Source organism: Oscillospiraceae bacterium NTUH-002-81 (genome assembly GCA_032620915.1).
In the GTDB taxonomy this organism is placed as follows: Bacteria; Bacillota; Clostridia; order Lachnospirales; family Lachnospiraceae; genus JAGTTR01.
This window is the reverse complement of the sequence record CP136052.1, coordinates 496964-515261: the sequence shown is the minus strand read 5'-3', so window position 1 is coordinate 515261 and position 18298 is coordinate 496964. Positions and strand designations below refer to the sequence as shown.

General features: G+C 53.4%; 13 protein-coding genes and 3 pseudogenes. 6 read left to right on the top strand and 10 right to left on the bottom strand.

Translation table 11 applies throughout. The features are described from left to right. Nucleotides 1-65: 65 nt before the first annotated feature. From RJD28_02460 to RJD28_02450, 3 genes are all read left to right on the top strand, one after another. Nucleotides 66-2444, top strand: coding sequence for an endonuclease MutS2 (locus tag RJD28_02460; GenBank protein WNV58427.1), 2379 nt, complete (start codon nt 66-68; stop codon nt 2442-2444). A 245-nt stretch (nt 2445-2689) separates the two neighbouring features. Next, the gene (locus tag RJD28_02455; GenBank protein WNV58426.1) at nt 2690-3394 is read left to right on the top strand and encodes a response regulator transcription factor; all 705 of its coding nucleotides are present in this window, start codon (nt 2690-2692) and stop codon (nt 3392-3394) included. A gap of 4 nt (nt 3395-3398) precedes the next feature. After that, nucleotides 3399-4817 (top strand): ATP-binding protein, encoded by a 1419-nt coding sequence (locus RJD28_02450; GenBank protein WNV58425.1) that lies wholly within the window; start codon nt 3399-3401, stop codon nt 4815-4817. A 27-nt stretch (nt 4818-4844) separates the two neighbouring features. Here the strand turns inward: RJD28_02450 and RJD28_02445 are convergent, their stop codons facing one another. From RJD28_02445 to RJD28_02405, 9 genes and pseudogenes are all read right to left on the bottom strand, one after another. Next, entirely contained in the window at nt 4845-5345 is a 501-nt protein-coding gene (locus tag RJD28_02445; protein ID WNV58424.1) for a tRNA (cytidine(34)-2'-O)-methyltransferase, read from the bottom strand. A 15-nt stretch (nt 5346-5360) separates the two neighbouring features. Then, the gene (locus RJD28_02440; GenBank protein WNV58423.1) at nt 5361-6527 is read right to left on the bottom strand and encodes an aminotransferase class I/II-fold pyridoxal phosphate-dependent enzyme; all 1167 of its coding nucleotides are present in this window, start codon (nt 6525-6527) and stop codon (nt 5361-5363) included. Next, nucleotides 6524-7006: an Lrp/AsnC family transcriptional regulator gene (locus RJD28_02435; protein ID WNV59541.1), complete on the bottom strand. Its 483-nt coding sequence runs from the start codon at nt 7004-7006 to the stop codon at nt 6524-6526. Before RJD28_02435 ends, RJD28_02440 begins: the two co-directional genes overlap by 4 nt. A gap of 68 nt (nt 7007-7074) precedes the next feature. After that, nucleotides 7075-8065 (bottom strand): annotated as a pseudogene (locus RJD28_02430) (AIR synthase family protein). Between the two features lie 122 nt (nt 8066-8187). Beyond that, entirely contained in the window at nt 8188-9660 is a 1473-nt protein-coding gene (locus tag RJD28_02425) for a VanW family protein (GenBank protein ID WNV58422.1), read from the bottom strand. 185 nt (nt 9661-9845) lie between these two features. After that, nucleotides 9846-10553 (bottom strand): exonuclease domain-containing protein, encoded by a 708-nt coding sequence (locus tag RJD28_02420; GenBank protein WNV58421.1) that lies wholly within the window; start codon nt 10551-10553, stop codon nt 9846-9848. Next, nucleotides 10531-12561, bottom strand: coding sequence for a B12-binding domain-containing radical SAM protein (locus RJD28_02415; protein ID WNV58420.1), 2031 nt, complete (start codon nt 12559-12561; stop codon nt 10531-10533). Before RJD28_02415 ends, RJD28_02420 begins: the two co-directional genes overlap by 23 nt. A 170-nt stretch (nt 12562-12731) precedes the next feature. Beyond that, nucleotides 12732-13112: pseudogene (locus RJD28_02410) on the bottom strand (CBS domain-containing protein). A gap of 298 nt (nt 13113-13410) precedes the next feature. After that, on the bottom strand, nt 13411-13989 hold the full coding sequence (locus RJD28_02405) for a hypothetical protein (GenBank protein WNV58419.1): 579 nt from the start codon (nt 13987-13989) through the stop codon (nt 13411-13413). Between the two features lie 308 nt (nt 13990-14297). On the opposite strand from RJD28_02405, the gene RJD28_02400 reads away from it, so the two are divergent. The 3 genes and pseudogenes from RJD28_02400 (at nt 14298) to nrdG (ending at nt 17859) form a co-directional block, all read left to right on the top strand. Further along, on the top strand, nt 14298-14876 hold the full coding sequence (locus RJD28_02400) for a DUF2628 domain-containing protein (GenBank protein WNV58418.1): 579 nt from the start codon (nt 14298-14300) through the stop codon (nt 14874-14876). A 218-nt stretch (nt 14877-15094) separates the two neighbouring features. After that, nucleotides 15095-17255, top strand: a pseudogene (nrdD, locus tag RJD28_02395) (anaerobic ribonucleoside-triphosphate reductase). 76 nt (nt 17256-17331) lie between these two features. After that, on the top strand, nt 17332-17859 hold the full coding sequence (nrdG, locus tag RJD28_02390; GenBank protein ID WNV58417.1) for an anaerobic ribonucleoside-triphosphate reductase activating protein: 528 nt from the start codon (nt 17332-17334) through the stop codon (nt 17857-17859). Nucleotides 17860-17983: 124 nt separating this feature from the next. Here the strand turns inward: nrdG and RJD28_02385 are convergent, their stop codons facing one another. Continuing rightward, complete coding sequence (locus RJD28_02385) at nt 17984-18199, bottom strand: hypothetical protein (protein ID WNV58416.1); 216 nt, start codon at nt 18197-18199, stop codon at nt 17984-17986. Nucleotides 18200-18298: the final 99 nt, after the last annotated feature.

The window sequence follows — 18298 nt, the reverse complement described above, 5'->3', positions numbered from 1 at the left end:
GTATAATAAAAAGATAGTAAATACATTTTTATCCGGCGGCCACCGGCTGTCCGGGAGGAGAATTTATGAATGAAAAAGCTTTAAAAACACTGGAATACAACAAGATCATTGATCGTCTAACGGAATATGCGTCCTCCACTGGCGGCAAAGCGCTGTGCCGGGCGCTGGTTCCCTACGACAATCTTTCCGATATCGAAACCGCACAGCAGCACACCCGGGACGCCTTTTCCCGGAGCATCCGCAAGGGCAGCGCTTCCTTTTATGGCATCCACGATGTCCGGGCCTCCGTCAAACGGCTGGAGATCGGCGGCACGCTAAATGCCTCGGAGCTTCTGTCCATCTGCTCCCTGCTGGAGACCGCCGGCCGCATCAAAAATTACGGCCGCAGGGATACCGCCCAGGATATGACCGACAGCCTGGATCCCTATTTTTCCATGCTGGAGCCCCTGACACCCCTGTCCTCCGAGATCCGCCGCTGCATTCTCTCCGAGGAGGAGATCAGTGACGATGCCAGCACCAAGTTAAAGTCCCTCCGGCGGCAGATGAACGCCGTCAATGACCGGATCCACAGCCAGCTCGTTTCCATGGTCAACGGTTCCTGTCGGACGTATCTGCAGGACGCCGTCATCACCATGCGCAGCGGCCGTTACTGCATCCCGGTAAAAGCCGAGTACAAGAGCCAGGTACCGGGCATGATCCACGACCAGTCCTCCACCGGTTCCACCCTGTTCGTGGAGCCTATGGCCATCGTCAAGCTGAACAATGACCTGAAAGAGCTGGCCATGAAGGAACAGGAAGAGATTCAGGCCATCCTGGCTTCCCTGTCAGAAACGGCAGCCCAGTCCGCCGCCATGATCTACGACGATTACACCATGCTGACCCAGCTGGATTTTATTTTTGCAAAAGCGGCGCTGGCCAGATCCCAGAACGCCACCGCCCCGATTTTCAACACCGAGGGGCGCATCCGCATCCGCAAGGGCCGTCACCCGCTGCTGGATCCAAAAAAGGCCGTTCCCGTGGATCTGGAGCTGGGAAAAGATTTTGACCTGCTCATCGTCACCGGCCCCAACACCGGCGGTAAGACCGTTTCCCTGAAAACCATCGGCCTACTGACGCTGATGGGCGAGGCCGGACTTCACATTCCCGCCCTTGACCGGTCAGAACTGGCCCTTTTCAAAGAGGTTTACGCCGACATCGGCGACGAGCAGAGCATCGAGCAGTCCTTAAGTACGTTCTCGTCCCACATGACGAAGATTGTCGATATTTTGAAAAAAGCGGACCGCAATTCCCTGGTGCTCTTCGACGAACTGGCCGCCGGCACCGACCCCAACGAGGGCGCAGCGCTGGCCATCGCCATCCTGTCCCGGCTCCACAGCCAGGGTATCCGCACCATGGCCACCACCCACTACAGTGAGTTGAAGGTGTTCGCCCTGTCCACACCACAGGTAGAAAACGCCTGCTGCGAATTTGACGTGGAATCCCTGCGGCCCACCTACCGGCTGCTCATCGGCATCCCGGGCAAGAGTAACGCTTTCGCCATTTCCAGCAAGCTGGGACTGCCCGATTCCATCATCGAGGAAGCCAAAGTCCATCTCACCGAGACGGATGAGAGCTTCGAAGATCTGCTGGCCGACCTGGAGATCAGCCGCAAGACCATCGAGAAGGAACAGCTGGAGATTTCCCAGTACAAGCAGGAAATCGAATCTCTGAAAAAGAAACTGGAACAGAAGCAGGAACGGATGGATCAGCAGAAAGACCGGATCCTCAAGGAAGCCAACGAGCAGGCCCACGCCATTCTCCGGGAGGCCAAGGAATACGCAGACCAGACCATCCGGGATTTCCGCAAATTCGGCAAGGAGGCCATCGATTCCCGGCAGATGGAGGCCGAGAGAAGCCGCCTCCGGGAAAAAATGTCCGGCGTGGAAAAGCGCATGACCAACCAGAAAGAAATGAAGCCCCGCAAGGCCAACAAGCCTTCGGATTTCAAGATCGGCGATTCCGTGCGGGTACTGAGCATGAACCTCAACGGCACTGTCAGTACCCTGCCCAACGCCAAGGGCGATCTGTACGTGCAGATGGGCATTCTCCGCTCCCAGGTGAATATTTCCGATCTGGTGCTCATTCAGGAAGCAGCACCTGCCCCGTCCAACAACCGGCGCACTGGCAGCAGCAAGCTGAAAATGTCCAAGTCCCTTACCGTCAGCCCGGAGCTCATGCTCCTGGGTAAGACCGTAGATGAAGCACTGGCCGAGCTGGACAAATATCTGGATGACGCCTACCTGGCCCACATCCCCCAGGTGCGCATTGTCCACGGCAAAGGCACCGGTGCCCTACGCACCGCCGTACACAACTACCTGCGCCGACAGAAATATGTGAAATCCTTCCGGCTGGGCACCTTCGGAGAAGGCGACGCCGGGGTTACGATCGTAGACTTTAAGTCATAAGTTCAGTGATGATTCCAAGAGGCTGGATTTTCTGCTTGCAGAAAAATCCGGCTCTGCAGAATCATCGACGGAGCGCCACGTAATGAGCAAAAATCAGCTGCGAAGCAGCGAAAAGCATCGTAGATGCGATTTTGCGAATGGCGCGGCTGAACTTATGACTGTTAATATAGCGAAAAGCACAACAGTGCAATTTTGCGAATAGCGCTCCTGAACTTATGATCTTCCAATAAATAGAAAGGACCAACATGGCATCCAAACAGAAAATTTTAATTGTAGATGACGACGTGAATATCGCAGAGCTGATCTCCCTCTACCTGAACAAAGAGTGCTACGACACCCAGATTGCCTACGACGGCGAGGAAGCGCTGGAGACCTTTGAAAGCTTTGCACCGAATCTGGTACTGCTGGATCTGATGCTGCCCGGCATGGACGGCTATCAGGTCTGCCGGGAGCTCCGCTCCAAAAGCCAGGTACCCATCATCATGCTGTCCGCCAAGGGCGAGACCTTTGACAAGGTGCTGGGACTGGAGCTGGGCGCCGACGATTACATGATCAAACCCTTTGACACGAAGGAGCTGGTGGCCCGGGTAAAAGCCGTGCTGCGCCGGTACCAGCCAGCCCGCCCGGCGGCCGCGCCTACCCAGACAGGCAAATTCGTAGAGTATCCTGATCTCACTATCAACCTGACCAACTACTCTGTCCTCTATATGGGGCATCCGGTGGAAATGCCGCCCAAGGAACTGGAACTTCTCTATTTCCTGGCATCCTCCCCCAATCAGGTATTTACAAGAGAGCAGCTGCTGGATCACATCTGGGGCTATGAATACATCGGCGATACACGGACCGTGGATGTCCACATCAAGCGCCTCCGAGAAAAGATCAAGGATCATCAGGACTGGAGCATCAGCACCGTCTGGGGCATCGGTTACAAATTCGAAGTAAAGGGATAAGCAGATGAAAAATACCCTCTATATAAAAATGATTTTTCTGTATCTAGTGTTCGGTCTGGTGAGCTTCCTGTCCATCGCCTCCCTGGGTTCTTATCTGGCCCAGCAGCACGTGGTGAAGGAAACTGCCGAAAAGCTGTACAAGGAAGCCAACTATATCGCCTCCAACTATGCGGTGCAGTACGCCCAAAACCAGATCACCCTCCGGGATGTGCAGGCACAGCTGGACGCCATCGACATTTATCTGGATTCCAACATCTGGATCATCGACCGCAAGGGCCGGATCCTGGTGCAGTCCGAGATTTCCCTTCTCACAGATGAACCGTCGGTTGTGGAAGATTTTGACCCCACCGATATGGGAAAACAATACTACTGCATCGGCGACTATTACGGCCAGTACCCTTACGACGTGCTCACCGTGCTGTCCCCGATTTCTTCCAATTTCAGCACCAACGCCTACGTGCTCATCCACACGCCATACAAAAATCTGCTAAAAGAGGCAGACCGGCTGCTCACCGTCACCTATATCTGTTTTCTGGTGATCTACGGCCTTTCTCTCGTCTTTCTGCTGTTTTTCCACCTGGCCATCTTCCGCCCCTTACGGAAAATCAACCAAGCCGTGGCAGAATATACCACCGGCAATTTCAAATACAAGCTGCCTGTGGATTCCAACGATGAGCTGGGACGGCTCTGCGCCTCCCTGAACTATATGGCGGCAGGCGTGGGCAGCACCGATGAATACCAGAAGAAATTCATTGCCAACGTTTCCCACGATTTCCGCTCTCCGCTGACGTCCATCAAGGGCTATGTGGAGGCCATGCTGGACGGCACTATCCCGCCGGAGCTCCAGGAAAAATACCTGAACATCGTTCTGTTTGAAACCGACCGGTTGAATAAACTGACCAGCGGACTGCTGACGCTGAACAGCTACGACACGAAAGCCTCTCATCTGGACAAGACGGACTTTGATATCCATGAGATCATCAAAAAAACAGCCGCCTCCTTCGAAGGCATCTGCACGGAACGGCGGATATCCATTGAGCTGGTATTTCCCGAAGGGCCTCTGTTCGTTCATGCGGATATGGGAAAGATCCAGCAGGTGCTGTACAACCTCATAGACAATGCGGTAAAATTCAGTCATCACAATTCGGAGATTTACGTGGAAACCACAGAGAAAAACGAGAAGGTGTTTGTTTCCGTCAAGGACAGCGGCATCGGTATCCCCCGGGACAGCATCCCCAAGATCTGGGACCGTTTTTACAAGACCGATGTCTCCAGGGGCCGGGACAAGAAAGGCACCGGTCTGGGGCTCTCCATCGTCAAGGAGATCATTCAGGCACACAACGAAAATATCAACGTCATCAGCACCGAGGGTGTGGGAACCGAATTTCTCTTCTCGCTGCCGAAGGCCAAAAACAGGGAGTAACGCGATTTGCGTACTCCCTGTTTTTCCCTACTTCCAGTCATATTTTGTCAGATGTCCGCCCAGCTGCATCTGTTCAAACTGGTTATGCCGCAGCGCTTCGTACAGCACGATGGCCACGGAATTCGCCAGATTCAGCGATCGGGTATCCGGCAGCATGGGAATGCGGATGGCTGTCTCCTGATGCTCCAGCAGGATTTCCTCCGGGATACCGCCGCTCTCCTTGCCGAACATGATATAGCAGTCCGGCTCGTAGTCCACTTCCGTGTACAGATTGGGGGCTTTCGTGGACGCCATGTAGATCTTAGCCCCCGGATTTTTCTCCAGAAAGTCCTCGTAATTGATGTAGGTCGTCACATCCAGGTCTTTCCAGTAATCCATCCCGGCCCGTTTCAGCGCTTTCTCATTCAGCTTGAAGCCCAGCGGCTCAATGAGGTGCAGGCGGCTGCCGGTGGCAACACAGGTACGGCCGATATTGCCGGTGTTGGACGGAATCTCCGGCTCAAATAACACGATGTTCAGCTTCGCCATGATGTGCCTCCCGGATTACCGTTTTCTCAGATTGTCAATGAAATGCTTCAGTTTTTCCATAGCTATCTTCAGATTTTCCAGCGAATACGCATAGGAAATTCGCAGATAACCCTCACCACAGGCACCGAACGCCGTGCCCGGAACGACGGCCACCTTCTCCTGCTCCAGGAAACGGGTGGCAAACTCATCGGAAGTCATGCCGAATTCCTTGATGCAGGGGAACACATAGAACGCACCGTAGGGTTCAAAGCATTCCAGTCCCATTTCTTCAAAGGCATGCATCAGATAACGGCGGCGCTGGTTGTACGCGGTACGCATCTCCTCCACGTCCGCATCTCCGTTTTTCAGCGCTTCCACAGCGGCATACTGGCTGGTGGTCGGCGCACACATGATGGCAAACTGATGGATCTTTACCATCTGGGAAATAATTTCCTTCGGGCCGCAGGCATAGCCCAGACGCCAGCCGGTCATGGCATAGGCCTTGGAAAATCCGTTGATCAGGATCGTCCGCTCCTTCATGCCCGGCAGGGAGGCGATGGTCACTGGGTCTCCCTTGTAGGTCAGCTCTGCGTAAATCTCATCGGAAATGACAAAAATATCCTTCTCCCGGATGACCTCTGCGATGGCTTCCAGGTCTTCCTTCTCCATGATGGCACCCGTGGGGTTGTTGGGGAAGGGAAGGATCAGCACCTTGGTCTTGTCGGTGATGGCATCCAGCAGCTCCTGCTTCGTCAGACGGAACTCGTTCTCCGCTTTCAGTTCAATGATCACCGGCACACCATCCGCCAGCACGGTGCACGGCAGGTAGGATACATAGCTGGGCTGCGGGATCAGCACCTCATCCCCGGGATTTAACATGGCACGAAGCGCCATATCAATGGCCTCACTGCCGCCCACCGTTACCATTACTTCGCTGTTGGGGTCGTAGGAACAGGCCATTCTCCGTTTCAGATAATTGGCGATCTCCACCTTCAGCTCCTTCAGACCGGAATTGGAGGTGTAGAACGTTCTGCCCTGCTCCAGGGAATAGATGCCCTCGTCCCGGATGTGCCACGGCGTATCGAAGTCCGGCTCACCCACACCAAGGGAAATAGCGTCCGGCATCTCGCTTACCACATCAAAAAATTTCCGGATGCCTGACGGCTGTATTTCTACTACTTTATCTGCTAATGGATTTCTCACGGTGTAATTACCATCCTTTCATCGGTCTTGGCCTGTCCGAGGACCGTTCCATGATCTTTGTATTTTTTCAGAATAAAGTGGGTTGCGGTTCCCACCACCTGATCGAGAGTAGACAGCTTCTCTGCCACGAACATGGACACGCCGCGCAGCGTCTTGCCCTCCAGAATGACCATCAGGTCATACGCACCGGAGATCAGATACACGGAACGTACTTCCGGATAGTTGTAAATGCGCTCAGCGATCTTATCAAAGCCCTCGCCACGCTGGGGTGTCACGCGCACCTCGATGAGCGCTGTCACCTTCTCCATGCTGGTCTTGTCCCAGTCGATCAGTGTATGATAGCCGCAGATGATCCGCTCCTTTTCCATGGCTGCCATCTCATTGGCCACGGTCACCTCATCGGTTCCCACAATGATCGCCAGCTCTTTCAGATCCACACGGCTGTTTTTCTCGATAAAAGTCAGGATCTCTTCCCGCATAATCTCGTTATTCACGTTGTTTTCCTCCTATTTTTTCTAAACTATGATATAAAATCACATTTTCGATATCACGCTTCATAAATCTTGTACAGTTCGTCGGTTCTTGGCCGCTCCAGGAACGCCCGGTCCTCGCCATTTAACACCACCCGGTCATTGCCCCTGGTCACCTTGCCTGCCACGGACGCATGAATACCCGCTTTCTGCAATTCCCGCACCAGATCATGCCCGTGATCCGTGGCGATCAGCATGCTGCCGCTGGAAATCAGGTAGTACGGGTTCAGCCCCATGACCTCACACAGTTCCACCGTCTCCTGTCGGATGGGGATAGCTTTCAGATCGATCTCCAGCCCCACGCCGGAAGCCTCCGCCATCTCCCACAGAGCCCCGTAAATGCCGCCTTCTGTCACATCGTGCATGGCCGTTGCGCCCATCTGCGCCGCGATCCGGCCCTCCGGCACCACAGACAGCAGATTGCTCATTTCTTTCGCCGCTTCCAGGAAAGAAGCCGGGAACCGTTTCAGCAGTTCTTCTTCTTTTTCTTTGGCAATGATGGATGTGCCCCTCGATACCGATCCACTTGGTGATGACCACATCCTGGCCGGGTCTGGCACCGGACGTGGTGATGATCCTGTCAGCCTTCGCCTTTCCCACGCCGGTGACGCTGATCAGCGGCTGGTTCACCGCCCGGGTCACCTCGGTGTGTCCGCCCATCACCTGAATGTTCAGCTGATGACAGGCGTTTTCCACTTCCTCCATCATGTTCCGAATGTCCGCTTCCTCCACCGATTCCGGCAAAAGCACCGTCAGAAGCATGCCCACAGGCTCTGCCCCTGCACTGGCCAGATCGTTGGCCGTCACATGTACCGCCAGCTCGCCCATATCCTTGGCCGTTCCCGTGATGGGGTCTGTGGACAGCACAAACACTTCATCCTCCGCCAGCTTCATCACGGCACAGTCTTCCCCCACGCCAGCGCCCACCAGCACCTCCGGGCGCTTCGTGCGGATCTGCTTGAACACCGACCGTTTCAGCACACTTTCCGGTATTTTTCCTATCTTCATCCCATTCCTCCGTCTGCTGTTTCCAGCTCATATGCAAAGCCTGCCGCACAGTCCCGGCAGGATGCAAAGAATGATGAAGCCTGTGCATGGTTACACAGACTCCATCATGATCCGTCTCGCTCTTATTGTCCTGCTGCTGCCGCCAACTCCGCTGCATACGGGGCAATGGTCGCATCAATGGTGGGACCGTCCTGTGTCGCAATGGCCGCATTCACTGCCGCTGTCGCATTGGGATCTGCCCAGTATGTGCCTACCGTACAGTACGCGGGTGCCGCATTGTATGTGCTCTTGTTGATGACCTCCCGGCTCTCCTGCACGCCGTTCACCGTCACAACCTTCCACAGCTGTGCCTTGTAACCGGTATGGGCCTTCTGAGTGATGGCCTTGTAGCCGATGGGCTTCGTGTTGTCGCCCACATATTTCAGATTCGGCTCCGCTGTTGTCTGCTCCAGCACTTCACTCTCATAGGTCACCTTCCGGTTGACCGTGTCTCTCGTCTCATGTCCGTAAATGGTAAAGGTCGCCGTCTTGTTGGCGGTCTTTCCTTCTATATAAATCGGTGCATCGGTATTGTTCTTGATCTTCAGATCCTTGTAGGTGCCCGCGATGGCCGCATCCATGGAAGGCTTCACATAGCCGACGATCATGGAATGGTTGGAGCGCTCCACGATCTCCAGCTCCGCATTCAGCGCCGCATTGTACAGCGTTGTGGATACCTGGCAGATACCGCCGCCCACGCTGTCCACCTCCATGCCGTTCTCATAGGCAGTAGCTGTGGCATAGCCGTTGGCCTCCGTAAACGGATTGGTCAGGGCGTACACAGACATGGTCTCTCCGGGATACAGGATCGTTCCGTTGATCTTCTCCACGCCGTTAGCCACATTCTTGGAACGGTTGGCACCGGAAGAGGAATAGCTGGTGGTAAAGGTACCCAGTATATCTTTTACTTTTGCAAAATCTTCCTCGCTGCCTCTGGGCTGATCCAGCTCGCAGACAAGATCAATGGACGCATCAGAGCCATCCCAGTCATTTTTCATATAATCGATCACCGTCTGTACAGATGCATCCACGTCCAGCTTGACGCCGGTGACGCCGGGGGTGATCTCAAAGCTGCTGCCGCTTCTCGTCACCGTGGCATCCTGCGCTGCCACATCGTACACGGTACATTTTTCTTCGATGATCGAACGAATCTTCTCCTCGTCAATGCCAAATTCCAGGTCAAAGGTATACGGCTCCTGTTGCAGATCCTTCATGGTCTTGTAGCGCTGGACGATATTGCCCTCCTTGCCGTACTCAAAGGCTTCCTCTACCACTTCGGCGTTACCGCAGGACAGTCCCATGTCCCCGGCAGTCACTTCCACCCAGTTGTCATTGATATTCAGACGGATCTTACTTGCCGTCTTTCCTGCAATATAGTCGTCCACGGCATCAATGGCCTCGGAAATGGTCATCCCCGACAGATCCAGCTGCTCGATAAACACGCCCTCCGCCACTGTATCCTTCGGCATGCTCTCCGCATGTACCACGCCGTTGCCCGCAAACGTCCCAATGGCGATGGCCAGCGCCGCTGCCGCCCAAAATTTATTTCTCATCATCCGTTACTCCTCCTTCTCCCGCTGCCTACAGGGAACCAAGCACCACAGACAGCACCATGCTGACAACCAGTATGGCAATGATCACCGCAGAAATGACTCTGCGATTCTTCGGATTATAAAAATTCATCTGTTCACCTTCTTTTCAGACATCCTGCACTGCAGGATCCGCCTCCTGCCGCGAAATGCTACCGGATCCGCCCGTATGTCAGCAGAATCTGGTCGATCTTGCGTGACGCTTCATTCTTCGTCAGCTGATCCACGGCATAGTCTATTGCTATTTTATGATATTTTATCAAATCATTCAAGTACCGTTTTTGTGCTGCGGTAGCCGGATTTTCTCTCTTTACTTCATAAATCAGTTCTCCCGGGGCAAAATAGGCCTCATGCCCTTCCAGAAATTGTCCCCGCAGGCAGTCATACAGGCATTTGGCCGCGATGGCATCGTCCACCGCCCGGTGATGATGCGCCGTCTCAATATGGTAATAGGTACACAGGTCTTCCAGCCTGCGGCTCTCGGCATCCGGCAGAAAATGCCGCGCCAGCTTCAGCGTGTCGATGCCCTGATGCACGAAGGGAAGGCCATGGTTCACCGCACTCCGTTTCAGAAAACTGTAATCAAACAAAATATTGTGACCCAGCAGCACCAGATCCTCGCAGAAATCCGTCACCTGGCGGATGGCTGTCTCCTGGCTCACCGCATCTTTCAGCATATCCTGGGTGATGCCGGTAAGCTCCGTGATCCGTGCCGGAAGTTCCCGCCCCGGATCCACGAACAATTTCAGTTCATCGGTGATCTGGCCGTCCTCCACCCGCACCGCGCCGATCTCCACAATGCGATCCAGCTTGGGACTCAAGCCCGTCGTCTCCAGGTCAATCGCTATATACGTCTCCATAGCCGTCCTCCTTCGTCAGTATGTATATGACTGCCTCTCCGGTCAGTGGGCTGCGGCTACGGTAGTCGAATAATACCGGATAACAGCCGTTCCCTGGCATTGCCACATGCATTCCTGTTGTCTGTTTTGTATCTGAAACCCAAGTGCTATCTTCTAATGCTACTACCGGATATGTAAATACCTCTATGTGTGTCATCCGCGCCAGCTGCCCGGCATGGAATCCCTCGTAGTCTTTCAGGTACTTCCGCTCTTGATCCTCTTTTTTGTAAAAGGCTGCAGACGCCTCTTTGTACGGGGACAGATCCCTCGCCCAGACAGGACGGCTTTTTACATTTTCCCGCAGGTACAGATCCAACGTCAACAGCTCCCGGTAAAAATCAATCTTCTGTGCATCCCCGGCAAACCGCTCCCGGATGAAATCCAGCAAAATATCATACCGTCGGATCCGGGTATGGCTGATTGCAGAAAGACCATGGTTCTCATAATAATCCCCCAACGCCGCATACAGGTCAAAGGGATTGTCAAATTCCTTCGCCAGCTGCCGCAGGGTGTGCACAAACTGCCCGCTGTTGTAGTAGACCTCCGTCATCTCCTCCACCGCTTTCAGCCGGATCATATCCGCATAAGGAAGATCTCTGGTGTACAGCACCTCATAGGGCGGCTTTCTGCGGTATACGACCCCGTAATCTGCCGCCTCTTCCTCCATGGCAGAACCCTTCAGCACCTTCAGAAATCCCAGCTGCAGCTGTTCCGGTTCCATGGCATACACATCGCCATAGGAACGGCGGAAGCTTTCATAGTCCTCATCCGGCAGCCCTGCGATCAAATCCAGATGCTGGTGAATGTTGTGCAGCGCATGCACGGCGTTCACCCGTTCCCGCAGTTTATGCAGATCCATCGTCCGGTGAATTTTCCGGATCGTATCCGGGTTGGTAGACTGCACACCGATCTCCAGCTGGATGAGCCCCGGCCGCATCCGGCGAAACAGCGCCAGATCTTCCTCTTCCAGCAGATCCGCCGATATTTCAAAATGAAAATTCGTCACACCGTTGTCGTGTTCCGTAATATAAGACCAGATCTGCCGGCTGTGCTTCTTATTACAGTTAAACGTCCGATCCACGAACTTCACCTGAGGCACCCGATGCTCCAGAAAAAAATCCAGCTCCCCGCGCACCTTGTCAAAGCTGCGCAGACGCACCCGTTTGTCAATGGATGACAGGCAGTAGGAGCAGGAAAACGGGCAGCCCCGGCTCGTCTCATAATAGAGGATGCGGTTCTCAAACTGCTGCAGATCTTCATAAATAAAAGGCACCGCATCCAGCGGAAGCAGGCCGCGGTCGTGTGTCTCTGTCACAACAGATTCCTGCGATTTCCAGGAAATTTCCACCATTGCCGGTTGCTCCATCGACGCCGATTGTCTGATGACTTGCTCCCCTTCCATCTGTTCCTGAAGCTTCACATGTACCGTTTCTTCCTGCCCGCTCACTGACTTCTGAGACTCCGGTTGCCTGACCATCTGCATCTCGTCAGTCTGATGCTGCAACTCCATGGATGGCAGACTCCGATCTAACATCGCCTGTCGAAATGTCAGCCCCCGGATCTCCTCCAGCGTCTGCCGTTTTCCACGGTAATATTCCAGCAACTCCAGGAACGTCTCCTCTCCCTCGCCCCGCATGATCCCACGCAGGAATGGATGTCGCTCCAGCAGCTTCTTCGCATGCCAAGACACCTCCGGGCCGCCCAGCCAGATGTCCGTCTCCGGACACAGAAGGGAAAACTCCTCCGCCAGCTCCAGAATCATCTCGAAATTCCATATATAGCAGGAAAAAGCCAGAACATCCGGTTTTCTCTTATAGAGATCCATCAGGATATGCTCTGGCTGATGATTGATCGTATACTCGGCAATCTCCGCCTCCTGTCCGTGCTGGACGGCATACGCCCGGAGACTGAATACTGCCAGATTCGAGTGGATGTACTTGGCATTGACCGCCGCAAGGATCACTTTCATATGGTCAGCTCCTGTGCGTTCCCGTTCTCATCCATCCCCGGCTGCCCATACACCTGCCGATTCTCACCCACATCGGCCTGCCCATACACCTGTCGGTTCTCACCCGCATCGACCCGCCCATACACCTGCCGGTTCTCACCTGCATCGGCCTGTCGTCTCTGCCGATCCAGATACTGAATGATATCTTTTCGCGTGATAATGCCGATAAAAATATCCTTGTCGTCCACCACCGGGACAAAGTTCTGGTTCACCGCCTTGGACATAAGGTCTTCCATATCCGACTGGATGCTCACCGGCAGATTTTCCCGTTTGCGCGGAATATCCCCGATATATTCTGTCTCCGCTTTCTTCATATCAAAAGGCAGATCGTCCTTGATCCACCACAAAATATCTCCCTCTGTGATCGTTCCCACATAGTGGCCGTAAGAATCGATCATCGGAATCGCCTGATAGGTATGGTATTCCATTCGCTCCATCACCTGACGCACCGTATCATGGCTGTCCACATAGAGCACCTCACTCTTGGGTGTGAGGAAAAAAAGAAGATTCATTTCATCCCCTCCTGTTATAAATATAAACTAATTCGTTCGTTAATGGCTTTACACTTAATCTCACGAACTCGCACTATCGTGCTCTACTGCCTGCTGTCGCAGGCGGTTCGTTCGATTTCAACTCAGGTTCCCCGCGCTGTCGCGCTCCATTGCCTGCTATCGCAGGCGGAACCTTCGTTAATGGCTTGCGAAAAACAAATGTCTGCTAACGCAGCCGCTTGTTTTTCCCTGCGCACATTATATCATGATTTGATTCTCAAATGGGGATGTTTATAAAGAATTCCCAGTTTTTTCACATTTACAGCCGATTCATATCGTGCTTCATATAGTACAGACTGAACCAGAGGATCGGGTGGAACCAGTACAGGCAGGTGACGATACAGCCAAATACAAAGATCCGATGTGCCCCCGAGGCGATAGCTTTCTTCTTGCGGGCGATGACTTCCGTCTGTACCTGCGGTGACAGATTATCCGGCACATAGATCACCGGATGCCAGAAGCCGCACACACGGGCCCGTTTCAGGCCCTTCATGACAAACACGCCCTCTTCCAGCTCTGCACCATCCAGGGTATGCCATTTGATCCGGCGGCACGCCAAGAAGCCCCACAGCAGAAGGGCCACCGCAACGCCCTCCCACACCAGAAAAAAATAGAACTTCATGGAAGAGCCGATCAGTGCCTCCACCACATAACCGCTGCACGGAATGCCGGGAAATTCCACCGGACAGAGCGCCGCCGCAAACACCAGCCCCCAGATACCCGGACAACTTTTCTTCTTCCATAATACAAACACCGCCCGTATCACATACACGATAATGGCAATGACCACCACATTTACCATCCCGGCCCAGCCCAGCCGGCAGATCAGATCCAACACGTTCTCTTCCCCTTTTTCTTTCAGGTACCCTTCTTTTCGCCCATTGCCACCGTTTTCTTCGGGGTGCCCCCGGGATATCCCCGCCCCGCACGTCCGGCAATTTACTCTCTATAATATAATAGATGTTTTATTTTAAGAAATCGTTGCATAGTTTTTAAATTACTTTTTAAATTTATCCCCCAAATGTTTCTGATTTGTATCGAAGATGTGATTTTGCGAATGGTGCGAGTGAACTGTAGACAAAGCTACCATCACGTTCTATAATTATTTTTAGGTACAAAATATTTTCTTTCCCAAAGGAGGAAGTTATGAGCGACAATTGCGATAACTACAACTACTACGACGATACCGGCAGCAATTCCACCCAGGGCAGCGGCTCTTTCGACAACTGGGCCAATCCGTCGGAGCCCCGCCGGATTGAGGGCTTTTTTGAGGACGATGTCCGCGCTTTTGTGGGGAACAATGCGGATAAATATCTGGAACGGTTCCACTGCATCACCAGAGGGCAGAAGCCTTACAACTGGTGCAGCGCCCTGTTCAGCGCCTCCTGGATGATCTACCGCAAAATGTGGAAGCCCGCGCTGGCACTGGTGGTCATCGTTTCCCTGCTGAATTCCTTTTTCAACATGTTCGCCCTGCCCTTACGCGGCCTGTACACCATTGCCCTGTATGTTTTTTATTTCGTCTATCTGGGACGCCAGGGCAACGTGCTCTACTGGGAATATGTGAAACAGGAGCTGACGAAGGCCGGCCTTGCCAACCTTTCTCAGCCCAACTACGAAGCCAGAGAAAATCTTGGCAAAGCAGGCGGCACCAGTGTACTTTTCGTCATTTTGCTGATTATTTTCAGCTCCGCCCTTTCCAATATCCTGGGATGGATTTTCTAAAAATTTGTAATCAATTCTGAATCTTTAAAGGATTGTAATCCCCCTTGAACCCGACCGCAGTTTCTGTTATTCTGGACAGGTCGGGTTTTTTCCTGCAAAAAACAGCCCGCACTGTGCATAATGACGAAATCTGTTTTTTGTTGCATCTGCAACATGTCATTTTCAATATATAGTATATAATAATCAATACACACCAAAATATTGTGGAGGGAACGAGAATGAAGATTATTAAGAGAAATGGTTCTGAGACCGTATTCGATATAACAAAGATCATCGTGGCGATCAGCAAAGCGAACAGCACGGTGGCAGAGGCTGACCGTCTGACCGAACGCCAGATTCAGAGAATTGCCGAGAGCGTGGTGTTAAGCTGCGAGGAACTTCGCCGTTCCCCCAGTGTGGAAGAAGTACAGGATATGGTAGAGCATCATATCATGGCTCACGGTGCCTTTGAGGTAGCCAAGAACTACATCACCTACCGCTACATCCGTACCCTGGTCCGTCAGTCCAACACCACTGACGACAAGATTTTAAGCCTGATCGAGTGCAACAACGAGGAGGCCAAACAGGAGAACTCCAACAAGAACCCTGTGGTGAACTCCACCCAGCGTGACTACATGGCCGGAGAGGTTTCCAAGGATCTCACTGAGCGTATGCTGCTGCCCCAGGATATCGTTGACGCACACAACGAAGGTATCATCCATTTCCACGACAGCGATTATTTTGCACAGCATATGCATAACTGCGACCTGGTCAACCTGGAGGACATGCTCCAGAACGGTACGGTCATCACCGGCACCCTCATCGAGCGTCCCCACAGCTTTTCCACGGCCTGCAACATTGCGACCCAGATCATCGCCCAGGTGGCATCCAACCAGTACGGCGGCCAGTCCATTTCCCTTGCCCATCTGGCACCCTTTGTACAGGTGAGCCGTGAAAAGATCCGCAGACAGGTAAACCGGGAGCTGGAGCTTCTCGGTGTTCCTGTGGAGGAGGCTACCGCAGCAGAGCTGGTGGAGACCCGCCTGAAGGAAGAGATCCAGCGCGGCGTCCAGACGATCCAGTATCAGGTCGTTACCCTGCTGACCACCAACGGTCAGGCACCCTTCGTCACGGTCTTCATGTATCTGAGCGAGGCCAAGAACGAGCAGGAGAAGAAGGATCTGGCCATGATCATCGAAGAAGTGCTCCGCCAGAGATATCAGGGCGTCAAGAACGAAAAAAGGCGTGTGGGTGACACCGGCTTTCCCGAAGCTCATTTATGTGCTGGAAGAGGATAATATCCACACCGATTCTCCATACTATTACCTGACAGAGCTGGCTGCCCGCTGCACCGCTCGCCGTCTTGTTCCTGACTACATTTCCGAGAAGAAAATGAAGGAATTAAAGGAAGGCAACTGCTTCCCGGTGATGGGCTGCCGCAGCGCCTTAAGTCCGTGGAAGGATGAGAACGGCAACTACAAGTTCTACGGTCGGTTCAACCAGGGCGTCGTTACCCTGAACCTGGTAGACGTGGCCCTTTCCTCCAGCGGTAATATCGAGCGCTTCTGGAAAATTTTTGATGAGCGTCTGGATCTGTGCTACCGGGCTCTCATGTGCCGCCACAACCGTCTCATGGGCACGCTGTCCGATGCAGCGCCGATCCTGTGGCAGTACGGCGCCTGCGCCCGCCTGAAAAAGGGCGAGACCATCGACAAGCTGCTGGTGGGCGGCTATTCCACCATCTCCCTTGGCTACGCAGGCCTGTGCGAGTGCGTCCGCTATATGACGGGCAAATCCCACACCGATCCCACCGCAACCCCGTTTGCCCTGGAGATCATGAAGCACATGAACGAAGCATGTGAAAAATGGAAAGCAGAAACATCCATCGGTTTCGGCCTGTACGGTACACCGCTGGAGTCCACCACCTATAAATTTGCCAAATGCCTGCAGCGCCGGTTCGGCATCATCGAGGGCGTGACAGACAAGGGCTACATCACCAACAGCTACCACGTACACGTTACCGAAAAGATCAATGCCTTTGACAAGCTGAAATTCGAGTCCCAGTTCCAGGCATTATCCACCGGCGGCGCCATCAGCTACGTGGAGGTACCGAACATGCAGGACAACCTGGAGGCCGTTCTGCAGATCATCCGCTTCATCTATGACAACATCATGTATGCGGAGCTGAACACCAAGAGCGACTACTGCCAGGAATGCGGTTACGAGGGTGAGATCCAGATCATCGAGCGGGACAGCAAGCTTATCTGGCACTGCCCCCAGTGTGGAAACGAGGATCAGGACAAGATGAACGTGGCACGCCGTACCTGCGGCTACATCGGCACCCAGTTCTGGAACCAGGGCCGTACCCAGGAGATCAAAGAGCGCGTGTTACATTTATAAAAAAGTACCTCAACAAGAAGGTATAAATATATGGACAGGGTTCTGCATCGGAAGGAACAAGGGAGGGGGAAATTTTATGAACTACGGAGAGATCAAGAAAACAGACATTGCCAACGGCTTCGGCGTCCGGGTATCCCTGTTTGTATCCGGGTGCTCCCACCGGTGCCAGGACTGCTTCAACAGCGAGACCTGGGATTTCTCCTACGGCCAGCCCTTCACCGCCCAAACGGAGGAAGAGCTGCTGGAAGCGCTGGCTCCCGGATTTGTCAACGGCCTGACGCTGCTGGGCGGCGATCCCTTCGAGATCTCCAACCAGCGGGCACTGCTGCCCTTCCTGCGCCGGGTGAAAAAAGCATTTCCCGGCAAGGATATCTGGTGCTACACCGGCGCCGTCCTGGATCGGGATCTGATCCCCGACGGTCACTATTTCTGCGAAGCTACCGAAGAAATGCTTTCCCTCATCGACGTGCTGGTGGACGGCCCCTTCATAGCGGCGCAGAAGGACATCACTCTGCGGTTCCGCGGTTCCTCCAACCAGCGGCTCATTGATATGAAGGAAACAAGACAGGCAGGAAAAATCATCCCCTGGGACAAACAGTTCTGACGGAAAACATACAGGTACAACAATCAGAAAAGCTGCACCGGATACATTCGCCTATACACACCATAGCGTTTTATCCGATACAGCTTTTTCTGTTTCTGGTTTATGATTATGACATGACCGTTTTCTAGTTTGCAAGCAGGATCCGATCATTGTCAAATTCCTGCCCTTTGATCTTATGATACAGTCGCAGAAGCCCTTCCACATCCATGTGCTCCCGCTCTTCCCCTTTCAGGTCAATGGCCACACTGCCGCTGTCTATCAGGATCGTGCGGTTGCCCAGCCGAAGGCTGCTTGCCATATTGTGGGTGATCATCAGCGTTGTGATCCTGCGCTCCTCCATTTTTCTTTGTCCATTCAACGCTTTGTCGCGTTAAATCTTTAAAATAATTTTTATCATACTCACTTTTTTCCCATCTGTCAAGATATTTACAGACAAAAA